This window comes from Desulfofustis glycolicus DSM 9705 (assembly GCF_900130015.1).
In the GTDB taxonomy this organism is placed as follows: domain Bacteria; phylum Desulfobacterota; class Desulfobulbia; order Desulfobulbales; family Desulfocapsaceae; genus Desulfofustis; species Desulfofustis glycolicus.
In genome coordinates, this window is record NZ_FQXS01000009.1 from 82,422 (window position 1) to 97,701 (window position 15,280).

General features: G+C 58.6%; 19 protein-coding genes. All 19 read left to right on the forward strand.

Annotated features, from left to right (window positions below; genetic code table 11):
* The first annotated feature begins 109 nt into the window (after positions 1 to 109).
* Positions 110 to 913: an MlaE family ABC transporter permease gene (locus BUC26_RS09265; RefSeq protein ID WP_073375591.1), complete on the forward strand. Its 804-nt coding sequence runs from the start codon at positions 110 to 112 to the stop codon at positions 911 to 913.
* Complete coding sequence (locus BUC26_RS09270; RefSeq protein WP_073375441.1) at positions 910 to 1,692, forward strand: ABC transporter ATP-binding protein; 783 nt, start codon at positions 910 to 912, stop codon at positions 1,690 to 1,692. Before BUC26_RS09265 ends, BUC26_RS09270 begins: the two co-directional genes overlap by 4 nt.
* 3 nt (positions 1,693 to 1,695) lie before the next feature.
* The gene (gene mlaD, locus BUC26_RS09275; protein ID WP_073375443.1) at positions 1,696 to 2,145 is read left to right on the forward strand and encodes an outer membrane lipid asymmetry maintenance protein MlaD; all 450 of its coding nucleotides are present in this window, start codon (positions 1,696 to 1,698) and stop codon (positions 2,143 to 2,145) included.
* Between the two features lie 22 nt (positions 2,146 to 2,167).
* The gene (locus BUC26_RS09280) at positions 2,168 to 3,010 is read left to right on the forward strand and encodes an MlaA family lipoprotein (RefSeq protein WP_073375444.1); all 843 of its coding nucleotides are present in this window, start codon (positions 2,168 to 2,170) and stop codon (positions 3,008 to 3,010) included.
* Positions 3,011 to 3,078: 68 nt separating this feature from the next.
* On the forward strand, positions 3,079 to 3,696 hold the full coding sequence (locus tag BUC26_RS09285) for a Tgt2/MlaC family protein (protein WP_073375446.1): 618 nt from the start codon (positions 3,079 to 3,081) through the stop codon (positions 3,694 to 3,696).
* Positions 3,683 to 4,150: a Crp/Fnr family transcriptional regulator gene (locus BUC26_RS09290; protein WP_073375448.1), complete on the forward strand. Its 468-nt coding sequence runs from the start codon at positions 3,683 to 3,685 to the stop codon at positions 4,148 to 4,150. Before BUC26_RS09285 ends, BUC26_RS09290 begins: the two co-directional genes overlap by 14 nt.
* A 375-nt stretch (positions 4,151 to 4,525) precedes the next feature.
* The gene (locus tag BUC26_RS09295) at positions 4,526 to 5,044 is read left to right on the forward strand and encodes a YceD family protein (RefSeq protein WP_073375449.1); all 519 of its coding nucleotides are present in this window, start codon (positions 4,526 to 4,528) and stop codon (positions 5,042 to 5,044) included.
* A gap of 35 nt (positions 5,045 to 5,079) precedes the next feature.
* The gene (gene rpmF / locus BUC26_RS09300) at positions 5,080 to 5,265 is read left to right on the forward strand and encodes a 50S ribosomal protein L32 (protein WP_073375451.1); all 186 of its coding nucleotides are present in this window, start codon (positions 5,080 to 5,082) and stop codon (positions 5,263 to 5,265) included.
* A gap of 13 nt (positions 5,266 to 5,278) precedes the next feature.
* Positions 5,279 to 6,298, forward strand: a complete 1,020-nt coding sequence (plsX, locus tag BUC26_RS09305; RefSeq protein WP_073375452.1) for a phosphate acyltransferase PlsX — start codon at positions 5,279 to 5,281, stop codon at positions 6,296 to 6,298.
* The gene (locus BUC26_RS09310; RefSeq protein ID WP_073375454.1) at positions 6,299 to 7,276 is read left to right on the forward strand and encodes a beta-ketoacyl-ACP synthase III; all 978 of its coding nucleotides are present in this window, start codon (positions 6,299 to 6,301) and stop codon (positions 7,274 to 7,276) included.
* 14 nt (positions 7,277 to 7,290) lie between these two features.
* Positions 7,291 to 8,442 (forward strand): acyl-CoA dehydrogenase family protein, encoded by a 1,152-nt coding sequence (locus BUC26_RS09315; protein WP_073375455.1) that lies wholly within the window; start codon positions 7,291 to 7,293, stop codon positions 8,440 to 8,442.
* Positions 8,443 to 8,487: 45 nt separating this feature from the next.
* Positions 8,488 to 9,270, forward strand: a complete 783-nt coding sequence (locus tag BUC26_RS09320; protein ID WP_073375457.1) for an electron transfer flavoprotein subunit beta/FixA family protein — start codon at positions 8,488 to 8,490, stop codon at positions 9,268 to 9,270.
* A 14-nt stretch (positions 9,271 to 9,284) separates the two neighbouring features.
* Complete coding sequence (locus BUC26_RS09325; protein ID WP_073375458.1) at positions 9,285 to 10,478, forward strand: electron transfer flavoprotein subunit alpha; 1,194 nt, start codon at positions 9,285 to 9,287, stop codon at positions 10,476 to 10,478.
* Positions 10,475 to 11,218, forward strand: coding sequence for a 3-oxoacyl-[acyl-carrier-protein] reductase (fabG, locus tag BUC26_RS09330; protein ID WP_073375460.1), 744 nt, complete (start codon positions 10,475 to 10,477; stop codon positions 11,216 to 11,218). Before BUC26_RS09325 ends, fabG begins: the two co-directional genes overlap by 4 nt.
* Positions 11,219 to 11,391: 173 nt before the next feature.
* On the forward strand, positions 11,392 to 11,622 hold the full coding sequence (gene acpP / locus BUC26_RS09335) for an acyl carrier protein (RefSeq protein WP_073375462.1): 231 nt from the start codon (positions 11,392 to 11,394) through the stop codon (positions 11,620 to 11,622).
* A 65-nt stretch (positions 11,623 to 11,687) separates the two neighbouring features.
* A complete protein-coding gene (gene fabF, locus BUC26_RS09340; RefSeq protein ID WP_073375464.1) occupies positions 11,688 to 12,929 on the forward strand; it encodes a beta-ketoacyl-ACP synthase II in 1,242 nt (413 codons plus the stop codon).
* A gap of 19 nt (positions 12,930 to 12,948) precedes the next feature.
* Positions 12,949 to 13,374 carry a ribose 5-phosphate isomerase B gene (gene rpiB / locus BUC26_RS09345; RefSeq protein WP_073375466.1) on the forward strand — a complete coding sequence of 142 codons (426 nt, stop codon included), beginning with the start codon at positions 12,949 to 12,951 and terminating at the stop codon, positions 13,372 to 13,374.
* Between the two features lie 129 nt (positions 13,375 to 13,503).
* Positions 13,504 to 13,977, forward strand: coding sequence for a transcriptional regulator NrdR (gene nrdR / locus BUC26_RS09350; RefSeq protein ID WP_073375468.1), 474 nt, complete (start codon positions 13,504 to 13,506; stop codon positions 13,975 to 13,977).
* Positions 13,978 to 14,010: 33 nt separating this feature from the next.
* Positions 14,011 to 15,132, forward strand: a complete 1,122-nt coding sequence (gene ribD / locus BUC26_RS09355; protein WP_244155824.1) for a bifunctional diaminohydroxyphosphoribosylaminopyrimidine deaminase/5-amino-6-(5-phosphoribosylamino)uracil reductase RibD — start codon at positions 14,011 to 14,013, stop codon at positions 15,130 to 15,132.
* Positions 15,133 to 15,280 lie beyond the last annotated feature (148 nt).

Consider the following 15,280-nt stretch of genomic DNA (forward strand, 5'->3'; position numbering starts at 1 on the left):
GGATGTCGTATTATTGGCACCGTGTTATGCCTCAGCGAGCCGGTCCATCGAGCATAACCGTTTCAGCGAGTGCTTCCTTGCCCTTCGGCAGTCAAGAGCAGGCATGTTTATGACAGATATTGCAGGAAAAAATGCGCTGGCCAGTCTCGGCGGCACGGGAATGTACATCCTCGCCGACCTCGGCAAGATGAGCCTGTTTCTGCTCCAGGCGTTGCGCGGTCTTTTTCGCCGGCCGTTTCGTTTTCGCGAGTGTGTCAAACAGGTGCATTTCATCGGCGCCGGCTCGGTGCTCGTCATATTTTTTACCGCACTGTCAACGGGTATGGTCCTTGGCCTGCAGGGCTATTATTCGCTCAATAAATTCGGAGCCGAAGGCATGCTCGGCTCGGCCGTGTCGCTGACCTTGATCATGGAGCTTGGCCCGGTCCTGACGGCACTGATGGTCGCCGGGCGGGCCGGTTCGGCGATGTGTGCAGAAATCGGCATCATGCGCATCTCCGATCAGATCGATGCCCTCGAGTGCATGGCGGTTGATCCGTTTCGCTTCTTTATCTCGCCCAAATTCGTTGCCGCGATCATCTCGGTGCCGCTGTTGACCGCACTGTTCGACGTCATCGGCATCGCCGGCGGCTATATCTCCGGAGTATTGCTGATGGGCGTCAATCCCGGTAGCTTCATCGAAGGGATGCAGCAGAGCGTGACCAACCACGATATCAATCTGGGCATCATCAAATCGTTCGTCTTCGCCGTGCTGGTGGTATGGATTTGCACCGGTCGCGGCTATCTGGTCCGGGAGATTCGCGGTGCCGGGTTCGGCGCCGAGAGTGTCAGCCGGGTGACCACCCAGGCGGTGGTCATGGCCTCGATTTCGGTTCTCATTTTCGACTATCTGCTGACGGCGATCATCCTATGAGCGAACCGGCCGTGGAATTTATCGGCGTCTCCAAGAGCTTCGTCGGTCGGGACGGACGCCGTCAGGTGATCCTCGATCGGGTCGACTTTTCGATTCCGCCCGGCCAAACCACAGTCATTGCCGGCGGCAGCGGACAAGGCAAGAGTGTGACGCTGAAGCTGATCCTGCGTCTGCTCGATGCCGACGCAGGCCAAATCTTGGTCGGTGGAGTCGATATCACCGGGATCAGGGGTGGCAGGCTCGAGGAAGTGCGGACCAAATTCGGGGTGCTGTTTCAGGGAGCGGCCTTGTTCGATTCGATGACCGTCTTCGATAACGTGGCCTTGCCGTTGCGCGAGCGAACCGACAAGACCGAGGAGCAGATCCGTCAGCAGGTCTTGGCGACGTTGCAGACACTTGATCTAAGCGGGCATGAAGAGAAATTTCCGGCCCAGTTGAGCGGTGGCATGCAAAAGCGGGTCGGACTGGCCCGCGCGCTGCAGCTCGATCCGGAGATCATGTTGTTTGACGAACCAACCACCGGCCTTGATCCGGTGATGACCCGAGAAATCTATGAACTGTTTGCCCGTACCCAGCGCAAGCTCGGGTATACGGCGATTATTGTCAGCCACGATATCCCCGCCGTCTTCAGTCTTGCCGATCAGGTAATCATTCTGCACGACGGGAAAATGGACGCCTTCGCCAGCCCCGATGAACTCCAGTGGTCGACCAAACCCCATATCAAGGATTTCGTCCGGACCACGATGGGAGAACTTTACCAGAGTCAGCTTGTGGAATAGATCATGAATACGAAAATGGTAGAAATGACCGTCGGAGCCTTCATGGTGGCCGGATTTTTGGCCCTGGTCTACCTGGCTTTCAACCTCGGCGAGGTGGGGCTGTTCGACCGCGGTCGCACCTATGAGATCCAGGCCGAGTTCGACAACGTCTCGGGTGTTAAAAAAGGAGCGACGGTGCAGGTGGCCGGGGTCATCGTCGGCGAGGTCAGCGGGATACGGCTCAACGACGATCAGCTCGCGGAATTGACACTGAAACTGGACCGCACGCTCAAGGTGCCGACCGACTCGATCGCATCGGTGAAATCACAGGGGATTATCGGTGACAAGTTTATCCAGATCACCCTCGGCGGGGCGCTGGATCACTTCGAGGAACGTGATGTGATCTTCGATACCGAGTCGGCCATCGATATCGAGTCGCTGATCAGTAAATTTGCGTTCGGCAGCGCCCAATAACGTGTCGCCGGTCGGGGGAACAATGCTTCGCTTCAGCTTGCTCATGCTCGTTTTAATCGGATTGACGGTTCCGGCTTACGGTGCCGAGCTGTCTCCCGGGCCGGAGCAGACGTTTCCCGATCTACTCGAGGACGAAGCGGTCGGCGACGGTTTGGGTCCCGATCTGCTGGGCGATGAACCGTATATCATCGATCCGCAGCGAATCCTCGGCGACCCCCTGTTCGAGGACGATTATTCACTGGAGCCGCCGGCCCTGGTCGTGCACGATCCCCTTGAATCGATGAACCGCGCCTTTTTTCAGTTTAACGACCGCTTGTACTATTGGGTTCTCAAGCCGGTCAAAACGGTTTACGCGGAGATCCTGCCGGCAGATATCAGGAAATGTCTCGGCAATTTTTTCACGAACCTGACAGCACCGATCCATTTGGTCAATAATCTGCTGCAGGGCGAGGTCGGGGATGCCGGCATCGTCCTCGAACGATTTCTGATCAACAGCACTATCGGTATTTTCGGGCTCATCGATCCGGCTGCCGATGACTTCGGCATCAGGCAGCGGCATGCCGACTTCGGCCAGACGCTTGGTAAATGGGGCGTGGACGAAGGCGTCTACCTCTGCTGGCCGGGCCTCGGGCCATCGAATATCCGTGATTCGGTGGGTTTGTTTACCGATTTCTACTTTCATCCGGTGTTTTATTTTTCCGATAATCTGGTGTTCGACTTTTCCTACGTTTCGGCGGAGCGGGTCAATATGTTGTCGATCAGTCCCGATGTTTACGAGGAATTGCAGCGTATTTCGCTCGATCCTTACGTGGCGGCGCGGCAGGCCTATTATGAATACCGTCGCAAGCTGATCAACGAGCGGTAGCTCTCCGTGATCAACGAGCGGTAGCTCTCCGGCGAAGCTGCTCTTTAAATACCCAAGAGGTGGATACTATGAAGGTGCTGCACCTGTTTCTAGCCGTTTTTCTCGTTGCCGCCGTGCCGTCTTTCACTCCGGCAAGCGAGATCGGCCCGACCGAGCAACTGCGGCCGACCATCGATAAAGTGATCGAAATCCTCGTTGATGACAGCCTCAAGGGCAAGGAAAACAAAGAAGAGCGGCGCAGCCGGATCATGGAGGTGGTGACGATCGGTTTTGATTTTCGGGAGATGTCCCGGCGTGTCCTTGGCGCGACCTGGCATGACATCTCCGCCGATCAGCAGGATTATTTTGTAACCCAGATGACCAAGTTGCTGGAGAATGTGTATATCGGCAAACTGGAGACATATAGCGGCCAGGCTGTCGATTTCGTGGCCGAGCGGGTCAAGGGAAAACGGGCCCAGGTGACGACGATCGTCGAGCATCAGGGGCAGAATCTGCCGATCCATTACATCATGCAAAGAGAACAGGATCGGTGGTTGGTCTATGACATCAACATCGAAGGGGTCAGTCTGATCCGCAACTACATGGAACAGTTCCGCTCGATTCTGCGGCAGGAGAGTTTCGAGGGGCTGCTGAAGATAATCGAAGAGAAGAACCAGTCGTTTGCCGACAACGATGAGCCGGCCTGATCTGTCAGCAGTCGCCACACCCGAGGACCTGGCCCGGGTATTTCCCTTCCTGTCGCAGCAGGAGCGTGCCATCGTGCAGCCGTTTGTCACCATCTGCCGCAGAGCGGCCGCAGAGCCGCTTTTTACCATCGGCGATGGTGCCGACGCCTGTTATCTGCTCCTGTCGGGTAGTGTCGCCGTCAAGAAGCAGACGGGATATGGCCGTAACAGCCAGGTGATCGCCCTTCTGTCGCCGCCGGCTCCGGTCGGCGAAGGGGCGCTGGTCGGCAGCGGCGAACACCTGACTGCTGTGCACGCCGTCGTCGATACCGTGCTGCTTCGTCTGGCGGCCGACGACTTTGACAATCTCGCCGCGCGCCACCCGCAGATCGCATTGTCGATCATGGGACACTTGCTGCGTATTACCGGACTGAGGCTGGAGAAGTGTTCGGCGCGGTTGGCCCATATCCTGTAAACGACTTTTGCCGCTAACTCTTATGGGAACCTTGAAAAATTGTCATTTCGCCCAATCTCATCGTTGTGCAATCGAATTTTATCATCGGAATATCATGTCTATGCCTGCGGTAAAATGTTCTTACGCGCCTCTATCTTGAACGAAATTCCGAATTTTCAAGGTCCCCTTATGGCCGAAGGCCACAACGAACAATGAAAATTATCGTCGTGGTCGGCGGGGCCGCCCGGCTCTCTCCCTCAACTGCAGCTCGGCAACCTGGATATCCGTGCTGCCGGATTTGCAGCATACCGCTCCACAGCGCTTTTTTTTCTGGCAGATACGATGGAAATGGATTAATCTGCTGCGTTTGACTCTTTGTCTGTTGGATGGTACGTCGTGAAGGTTGCATTTCATCAGATTGTCGGGGACGAATATGTCCGCCGCATCAGCGATGACGGATGGTTCCCCGGAGACGAGGTGACGGCGCTCACGCCGGTCGACGGCTTGGTCTCGCTTCGTCGGATCGGCAGTGATCGGGTCGACGTGACGGGACGGATGACGGTTATCGTTACCGCAGCCTGTGATCGGTGCTGTCGTCCGGTATCGTCGGAGTTGATGATCGAGTTAACCTATCACTGCCGTCTCGGCCGGGAATCGGTCGACGGTGTTGCGACGGTGGCCGAGTGTCGCGAAGAAGATTGTCAGACCCTCTTTTTGCCGGAGCCGATCATCGATCTCGGGATTTTACTGCGCGAGCAGATCTATCTTGCTCTGCCGGCGAGGGTTCTGTGTTGCAGTGATTGCCGGGGGCTGTGCCAGCAGTGCGGCACTGATCTCAACGATACGCGCTGCTCGTGCCTACAGGACGGTGACGGCGGCCCGTTTTCCGTTCTCCGGCAGGTAAAGGGAAAATAAACAGAAGTCAGTGAGTCTGAATAACGGAGGAAACAATGGCCTTACCAAAAAGACGACATTCACATGCCCGCACCCATAAACGACGGTCGCACGATGGATTGCAGGCTCCGGGGTTGAACCTGTGCCAGGACTGCGGAGAACCGAAGCAACCGCATCGTCTCTGCGGTAGCTGCGGCAAATACAAAGAGCGCGTGGTTTACGTTCTGGATACAGACGTCTAAAAGGGGACACTCGGTGCACATTGCCCTGGACGCCATGGGCGGAGACCATGGTCCGCAGGAACTGATCACCGGGGCGCTGCTGGCCGCCGAACAGGCCGATGTTGATATCTGCCTGGTCGGTGACGAAACAATTCTCGCCAAGCACGTCGAGGTATTGGCAGCGGGCCGTGAAGCAGGACGCCGGTTGACCATTGTCCATGCCCCGACGACGATCGGCATGGATGAAAATCCGGTCGATGCGATTCGCAAAAAGCGGGATTCGTCGATCATGGTTGCCTTCGGACTGGCCAAGTCCGGTCAGGCGGCAGCGGTGGTCAGTGCCGGCAATTCCGGTGCCACGCTGGCGGCGGCGGTGCGGACACTCGGACGGTTGAAAAATGTCGCCCGGCCCGGACTGGCCTCGATTTTTCCGACCCTCAAAGGGCCGGTGGTGATCATGGACGTCGGTGCCAATGTCGAGTGTCGGCCGATCCATCTCTACCAGTTCGCGGTCATGGCCTCGGCTTTCTCTCGGCTCTACAATGTCGACAAGCCGCGAGTCGGCCTGCTGACCATCGGCGAGGAATCGGGTAAGGGCAACAGTCTGGTCAAGGAAACCTACGCCCTGCTGCACAAGAGTGCCCTTAATTTTATCGGCAACGTGGAAGGCCGCGACGTCTTCCTCGGTGATGTCGACGTAATCGTCTGCGACGGCTTCGTCGGCAATATCTGCCTCAAGATCAGTGAAGGCTTGGCTGAATCGGCAATGAAGATGCTGCGCGACGAAATCCTCAAATCGACCATGGCCAAGATCGGCTATCTGCTCGCTCGTCCGGCCTTTAAAAACTTTCAGAAACGGGTCGACTATGCCGAATACGGCGGGGCGCCGCTGCTCGGGATCAAGGGGATCGGTATTATCTGTCACGGCAAATCAAGTGCCTACGCGATCAAGAATGCATTGATCGAAGCGGTTGAGATGGAGCGGCTCAATATCAACGAGTTCATCTCCCGGGAACTGGCAGACGGCGTGACCGTTCCGGCCGAGGTGGTGTAAATGGGAACGGTCGTCTTGGGCACCGGATCGTGCCTGCCGAGCCGAGTGCTGAGCAATGTCGATCTCGAACAGATCGTCGATACCAGCGACGAGTGGATTCGGACCAGGACCGGCATAGAGAATCGCCGCATCGGCGGCCCCGGTGAGAAAACTTACCAGATCGCCGCCCGGGCGGCCTCGGAAGCATTGTCCATGGCGGGCGTAACGGCTGCGGATATCTCGCTGCTGATCGTCGGCACCATCAGTTCCCATATGCTGATGCCGTCGTGTGCCTGCTTCGTGCAGCAGGAAATCGGCGCCGATAATGCTTTTGCCTACGATGTCAACGCGGCCTGTTCCGGTTTCCTCTACGGTCTGGATATTGCCGACAAGCATATCCGTGCCGATCGTCAGGCCAAGGTTTTGGTGATCGGGGCCGAGGCGCTATCCTCCCGTCTCAACTGGCAGGATCGCAATACCTGCATCCTGTTCGGCGACGGGGCCGGAGCAGCGGTACTCGGCCATGTGGAGGATGAGCGGCGACGGATTCTCGGTACCAATCACCGCTCTGACGGCCGGCTCTGGCAATTGCTCTACATGCACCAGTCGCCGAGCACCAATCCCGATCTGCTTGTTCCCGACAATCCCGGTGTCCACATTATCATGGAGGGCCGCGAAGTATTCAAACATGCGGTCAAGGCCATGGAAGATGCCGTTGATGGGGTGCTGCGGGCGACCGGAATGAGCATATGGGATATCGATCTGCTGATTCCCCACCAGGCCAATATCAGAATCTTGAAAAAACTCATGGAGCGACTGGATATCCCGGAGGAGAAAGTGATCCTCAATGTGATGCACTACGGCAATACCTCGGCCGCATCCATTCCCATCGCGCTGGACGAAACCAATCGCGCCGGGCTGCTGCAACCCGGTAAGACGGTGTTGTTCTGTTCCTTCGGTGGCGGTTTTACCTGGGGCGCGACCCTGCTCAGGTGGTAGAAAGGAGAATCGTTATGGAGAGATTTTTGACTGAGGAACAACAGATGATCGTCGACATAGCGCGGCAGATCACTGATGAACTGATCATCCCGAACCGTGCCGAGCTCGATGAAAAGCACGAATTTCCCCGGGACATCCTGACGGCCATGGCCAAGGCCGACCTGTTCGGTATACCCATTCCGGAAGAGTACGGGGGTTTTGGCGGCAGCTGTCTCGATATCGTGTTGGCCCTGGAAGAGATCGGCCGTGGTTGCATCGGGGTCGGCACCGCCTTTGCCGCCAGCGCGCTCGGTATCTATCCGATCATGATCGGCGGTTCTCCGGAAATGAAAGATAAATACCTGCCCGAGGTGGCTGCCGGCAATAAATTTGCGGCCTTCGGGCTGACCGAGGCCAACGCCGGCTCGGATGCCTCGGGTATCCGCACCACGGCCGTGCTCGACGGCGACGAGTGGGTACTCAACGGCACCAAACAGTGGATCACCAACGGCGGTGAGGCTCAGATCTATACGGTGGTGGCCATCACCGACAAGAACAAGGGTGCCCGCGGCGCGTCGATGTTCGTCGTCGAAGACGGTGATCCCGGGTTCTCCTGCGGACCAAAGGAAGTCAAGATGGGCATTCGGGCCTCTTCGACCACCGAACTGATTTTCAAGGATTGCCGGATTCCCAAGGACCGGCTGATCGGTCGACAGGGTACCGGTTTTATCACGGTGATGAAGACCCTTGACTCCAGTCGCCCCGGTATCGCCGCGCTCGGCGTCGGCCTGGCCCAGGGGGCGCTGGACATGGCCGTCACCTATGCCAAGCAGCGGGAGCAGTTCGGCAAGCCGATCATCGGTTTCCAGGCGATCCAGCACCTGCTCGCCGATATGGCTACCACTCTCGAAGCGGCGCGGGCACTCACCTATGCCGCCGCCCGTCACATCGACGCTCATCCAAAGGATATGTCCAAGGTTTCTTCGATGTGTAAGGTCTTTGCCACCGATATGGCGATGAAAGTGACCACCGATGCGGTTCAGGTGATGGGCGGCTACGGCTATATGTGTCACTATCCGGCAGAGAAAATGATGCGCGATGCGAAAATCCTGCAGATCTACGAAGGGACCAACCAGGTGCAGCGCAACGTCATCGGCCAGGAACTCAATAAAGAATATAACAAGTAACGACCGGCGTCGGCGCGGCGCCTGCAGAGAATCGACGGATTGCGCATGAAGATCATTGTCTGTGTCAAACAGGTACCCGACGCCAAGGATGTCCGACTCGATCCGGAGACCAACACGCTGGCCCGGGAAGGGGTAGAGTCGATCATGAATCCCTATGACCAGCACGCACTGGAGGCGGCGGTGGCCTTGAAGGAGGAGCGCGGCGGTGAGGTGATCGTGCTGACCATGGGACCGCCCCAGGCCGAAGACGTGCTGCGCCAGGCCCTGGCCTGCGGCGCCGACCGGGCCGTGCTCGTCTCCGACCGCAGTTTCGCCGGCGCCGACACCTGGGCGACCTCCTATACCCTGGCCAAGGCGGTGGAGCAGTGCGCGCCGTTTGACTTGATCATCTGCGGCAAGCAGGCGATCGACGGCGACACCGCCCAGGTCGGACCGGGTCTGGCGATGCGGCTGGGCATCCCGTATGCCACCTGCATTCAGAAAATCCGTTCCGCTACGGACGACGAACTGGTGGTCGAACGGATGATGGACGACGGTCATGATCTGCTCAGCGTCGGGTTTCCGGCGTTGCTCACCGTGGTCAAGGATATCAACCAGCCGCGGGTGCCGTCGCTGAAGGGCAAGATGAAGGCGAAAAAGGCGCAGATCACCGTCCTGACCGCCGCCGATATCAAGGCCGACCCGGCCAACATCGGTCTTGGCGGCTCGCCGACCCAGGTGGTCAAGGTCTTTCCTCCCGAGCCCCGCGGCCAGCGGGCGATCCTGTCGGGCAGTGTCGATGAGCAGGTGGAGCAACTGGTAACCAGGCTTGCGCCGTATCTGGTTTAGATGGTAGGTATTCTATGCTGAAGATAGACGAAACGCTCTGTATCGGCTGCGGCATCTGTGAGCAGCAGTGTCCGTTCGGGGCCATTGAAGTAGTGGACGGCATCGCCGTCGTCGGTGATTCGTGCACGTTGTGCGGCGCCTGTGTCGAGGAGTGCGAAGTCGGGGCGCTGCGGATCGAAGGCGGCGGCCGGGCCGTCCAGCAGGACCTGGCCAGTTTTTCCGGGGTCTGGGTCTTTGCCGAATTTACCCGCGGTAGGTTGGCGCCGGTGGCCACCGAATTGCTCGGCGTCGGCCGTCGGCTCGCCGATGCCCGAGGAGTGCAATTGGCCGCGGTACTGCTCGGTCATATGACCGGGGACAGCGCGGCAACCCTGATCGGGCACGGCGCCGATCTTGTCTACCGGGTCGACAACCCGGCCCTTGAGCTGTTCTCCGACGAGATCTACGAGAAGATAGTCTCCGAGTTGATCCGGCAGCATAAGCCGGAGATCGTACTGGCCGGGGCGACGGCCATCGGCCGTTCGTTCATTCCCGGTGTGGCCACCAGTGTCGATGCCGGCCTGACGGCCGACTGCACAGGCCTTGCGATCAGGGAGGAAGACGGCGTGCTGCTGCAGACGAGGCCGGCCTTCGGCGGCAACATCATGGCCACCATCGTCTGCCCCGACACCCGGCCACAGATGGCCACGGTTCGACCGAAGGTGATGAAAGAGGTGCCGTTTGCAGCCGATCGAAGCGGTGAGATTATCGATATCATGCCGAAACCGCACCAGTTAACCAGTCGCATCAAGGTGCTCGAGTCGGTGACCGAGGCCCGGGGCATGGTCAACATCCAGGAATCGGATATTCTCGTTTCCGGCGGCCGCGGCTTGGAAAACGAGCAGGGCTTTGAACTTCTCGGCCGGCTGGCCGAGGCGCTCGGCGCCAAGGTCTCCGCGTCCCGGGCCGTCGTCGATGCCGGCTGGATTCCCTATCCGCACCAGGTCGGCCAGACCGGCAAGACCGTGGCGCCGAAACTCTATATCGCCTGCGGTATATCCGGTGCTATCCAGCACGTTGCCGGCATGCAGTCGTCGGAAACCATCGTCGCCATCAATCGCGATGGTGACGCGCCGATCTTCGACGTTGCCGATTTCGGTGTGGTTGGTGATCTCTATGAGGTTATCCCGAAACTTATCGCTGCCATCGAGAGGAGGCGTGGATCATGACTTTGCACGGAAAAACCGCAGTCGTTACCGGCGGCAGCCGCGGCATCGGCCGGGAAATTGCCATAGCGCTCGGCGCGCGGGGCGCCTATGTATTTGTCAACTACGTCAGCCGTGCCGATGCCGCCGAAGAAACCATCGGCCTGGTTCGGCAGGCCGGCGGAGATGGTGCCATCGTGCAGTGCGACGTGGCCGATTTCAGCGCCACCCAGGAAGCGATGAAGGAGGTTGTCGGTCAGGCTGGGTCGGTTGATATCCTGATCAATAACGCCGGTATCACCAGGGACGGCTTGCTGCCGCTGATGAAGGAGGCGGACTGGGACCAGGTGCTCGACACCAACCTGAAAGGGGCGTTCAACTGCTCCAAGGCGGTGGTACGCTCGATGATGAAGAAAAAGTGGGGCCGGATCGTCAATATTTCCTCGGTGGTTGGTTTCTCCGGCAATGCCGGCCAGGCCAATTACGCCGCCGCTAAAGCCGGCATGGTCGGCCTGACCAAGTCGCTGGCCCGTGAGTTCGCTTCCCGGCGGATCACCGTCAATTGCGTTGCGCCCGGCTATATCGTCACCGAGATGACCGAGGCCCTTCCGGAGGTGGCGCAGCAGAAGCTGATCAGAGAAATACCACTGGGTACGCTTGGATCGGCCGCCGATGTGGCGGCGGCGGCCTTGTTTTTCGTCAACGACGAGGCCGCCTACGTAACCGGACAGACGATTCATGTTAATGGCGGCATGTATATGTAACGATGAAACAAATGCTGTTGCCTCCGGTCAGGCAGCATTTAATGGTTGCAAATTGGGCGGATTTGTTAAAAAGTGGTCTCTCGGCGTCATCCGCTCCCACGCTGTTCCTGAAATGGCGCGATGACGACAAACAATCAAGAATAGTCGATAAACGTTTTTAAGGAGACAATACAATGGCGATCGATCAGGAAATGATTGACATCATCGTTGAGCAATTGAGCGTAGAAAAAGATAAAGTTGTTCCGCAGGCATCCTTTGTCGATGATCTCGGCGCCGATTCGCTTGATCTGGTGGAATTGATCATGGCGATGGAAGAAAAGTTCGAGATCGAGATTCCCGATGAGGATGCCGAGAAAATCGTCACCGTCCAGGATGCGGTCGATTACGTGAGTAAACTCCGGTAATTTTACCTGCCTGCCTGCGAGCGCACAATCGACCACGTACCGCATAAGCCGAAGGAGACTGAATCGTGAACCGCCGAGTAGTGGTGACCGGAACCGGCCTCGTGACACCGTTGGGTACCGGAGTGGCCAAAGCCTGGCGCAATCTCTGCAACGGGGTCAGCGGCATTGATCGTATCACCCGGTTTGATGCGTCTGATTTCGCGGTCCAGATTGCCGCCGAGGTCAAAGACTTCGTTACCGAGGACCATTTCGACAAGAAGACGGCCAAGCATCTCGACCTGTTTGTCCAGTATGCGTTGGTGGCAACCCGGATGGCTCTGGCGGAGAGCGGCCTGCAGATCTCCGAGGAGAACTGCGGCCGCATCGGAGTTATTACCGGGTGCGGCATGGGGGGCCTGCCGACTATCACCGAACAACACGAACTGGTGCTCAGCAAGGGCTATCGCCGACTGACTCCGTTTTTCATCCCGACGGTCATCCCCAATATGCCGTCGGGCCATATCTCGATGGATATCGGCAGCAAGGGACCGAACCTGACCCTGACCACCGCCTGCGCCGCCGGAACCCACGCCGTCGGTGAAGCGTATCGCCATATCAAGTACGGGATGAGCGATGTGATGATCACCGGCGGTACCGAGGCGGTGATCTGCCCGCTCGGGGTCAGCGGTTTTTCGGCCATGAAGGCTCTGTCCAAACGCAACGACAGCCCGGCCGAGGCGTCGCGTCCCTTCGATGAAGAGCGGGACGGCTTTATCATGTCCGAAGGGTCGGGGATTCTGATCGTCGAGGAACTCGAACATGCCCGAGCCCGCGGAGCGACGATCATCGCCGAAGTGGTCGGTTACGGTCTGAGCAGCGATGCCTACCATATCGCCGCCCCGCCGGAAGACGGCGAGGGCGCCGCCCGCTGTATGACCTTTGCGCTGCAGGATGCCGGCCTGGGCCCGGAACGTATTGATTATATAAATGCGCACGGCACGTCGACGCCGCTCAACGATCGCTGCGAGACGGCCGCGATCAAGACCGTGTTCGGCGAACACGCGCACCGTTTGGCGATCAGTTCCACCAAGTCGATGGTCGGGCATATGCTCGGCGCCGCCGGTGGTATCGAAGCGGTCTTTACCGCGCTGAGCATCCGGGATCAGGTGGCGCCGCCGACGGTCAATCTGCAGCGGCCCAGTCCTGAGTGTGACCTGGATTACGTGCCCAACACCGCACGGGAGATGAAGATCGAGGTGGCGATGTCCAACTCGTTCGGCTTCGGTGGCACCAACGGCGTTGTCGTATTACGCCGCTTCGACGGTTAGGCGGGCAGCAGGGAGTGTGATGAAAATCATAATCGGCGCCGACCACGGTGGGTTTGAGTTGAAGCAAGTCGTGGTCGGTCTGCTTCAGCGACTCGAACACGATGTCGACGACATTGGTTGTCATTCGCCGGAATCGGTCGATTACCCCGACTTTGCCGAAACGGTCTGTGCGGCGGTGCTGGCCGGGCGCGCTGATTGTGGCATCCTGATCTGCGGGACCGGGATCGGTATGTCGATGGCGGCGAATCGCTATCGCGGTATCCGCGCGGCCGTTTGTCATGACGAGTACACCGCCCGTCTCAGCCGTCAGCACAACAACGCCAATGTCCTGTGTTTCGGGGCTCGGGTGATCGGTCCCGGAGTCGCGGAGGGTTTGGTCAAGACTTGGCTTGCCGCATCGTTTGACGGCGGTCGTCACCAGCATCGTATCGCCAAGTTCAGTTGACCCGGGCGTAATGAGCGGGAATTTGGACAGGCCGGTATCGACTCCTTCAGTCGATACCGGCCTGTTTGCTTTGTCGCGGCTGATCGCTCCGGTTTGTGTGCGGTTGCTGCAGCCCGAAGGAGAGAGATCATGAAATGCCCCTATTGCGGAAATCTGGACAACAAGGTGATCGATTCCCGTCTGAACAAGGACGCCACAATTACCCGGCGCCGCCGTTCCTGCCTGTCCTGCGACCAACGATTTACCACCTACGAGCGTCTCGAGGTGATGATGCCGGTCCTGGTAAAAAAGGACGGCCGGCGGGAACCATGGGATCGCCAGAAAATCGTTGTCGGCTTGGAAAAGGCATGTGAAAAACGGCCGGTCAGCCGTGATGCCATCGATCAGTTCGTCGACGAAATCGAGCATAAGCTACAGGATCTCGGAGCCAAGGAGGTACCGTCGAAGGTTATCGGAGAGTGGGTAATGGAAGCCCTTTCGGCTCTCGATGAAGTGGCCTACGTTCGTTTTGCTTCGGTGTATCGGCAGTTCAAGGACGTCAATGAATTCATGGATGAGCTGAAAAACCTGCTGGAAACCCGAGAACGAGAATTTCCGGAGTAGATATGATTCCACGGATATCTGTGATGTGATCTTATGAGTAGCGAGGACATGCACCGCCGTTTTATGCGGCGTGCCTTGGTCGAAGCACGCAAGGGACTCGGTCGCACCGCCCCGAACCCGTGTGTCGGTGCGGTCATAGTCAGGAGCGGCCAAGTGGTCGCTACCGGCTACCATCGACAGGCCGGTACCCCCCATGCGGAAATCCACGCGCTTCGTGATGCCGGTTCGGCAGCACGGGGGGCGACGCTGTATGTGACGCTTGAGCCGTGCAGCCATCATGGCAGAACCCCTCCCTGCGCTCATGCCGTTGCGGAAGCGGGCATTGCCGAAGTGGTGATCGGCCTGCTCGACCCGAACCCGCTTGTTGACGGCAGTGGTGCCGATTACCTGCGCAGCAGAGGGATTGCGGTGGTTACCGGTGTGCTAGAGGAGCAGTGCCGGGAAATCAATCGTCCGTTTCTCAAACACATTGCCACATCGCTGCCATGGGTTGTGTTGAAGGCCGGTCTCAGTCTCGATGGTCGGATTACCTTTCGGCGTGGCAGCCGCGGCGCGGTTACCGGTGACGCAACGTTGCGCCAGGTGCATCGTATGCGCGACCAGTGTGATGCCATCTTGGTTGGCATCGGCACGATCGTCATCGACGACCCGTCGCTGACCACCAGACTTGCCGGCAGGCGCGGCCGAGACCCGGTGCGGATCGTCCTCGACACGAGCCTGCGCATCGACGAGCAGGCCCGGGTACTGTGCCAACAGTCTATGGCATCGACCCTGCTTTTTTGCTCGGCGGCGGTCGATCCGGGCAAACGGGAGCGCCTTGCAGCGCGGCCGGGAATCGAGATCATTGAGACCGCCTGCACCGCTGACGGTCGGCTTGATCCGGGAGAGGTGCTGCGACTGCTCGGCGTCAGGGGCATCACCTCAGTGCTCGTCGAGGGCGGGGCGGCGGTTCATGGCGCCTTTCTCGCAGCCCGGCTCGTTGACCGGGTCAACCTGTTTTACGCCCCGATCTTCATCGGCGACGGCGGCAACAGCGTGGTTGAACACTATCTCGCCGCGTCCGATCGCAACCATGCTCCCCGCCTGGTCAACACCTCGATCAAACGGTTCGGCGAGGACTTGATGATCACCGGTGATGTCAGCTATCATATCTAACGGCGGGACAGGTTTTAACCTGTCCACCGCTGACTAAAAAGCAGCAGAGCACAATTTTTCGCCTGTCCTCCGCTGACCAGAAAATGGCAGGTCAGGAGTAAAACTATGCTCACCCGGAACTAAAAAGAGCAAAGAAACAATCAACCTG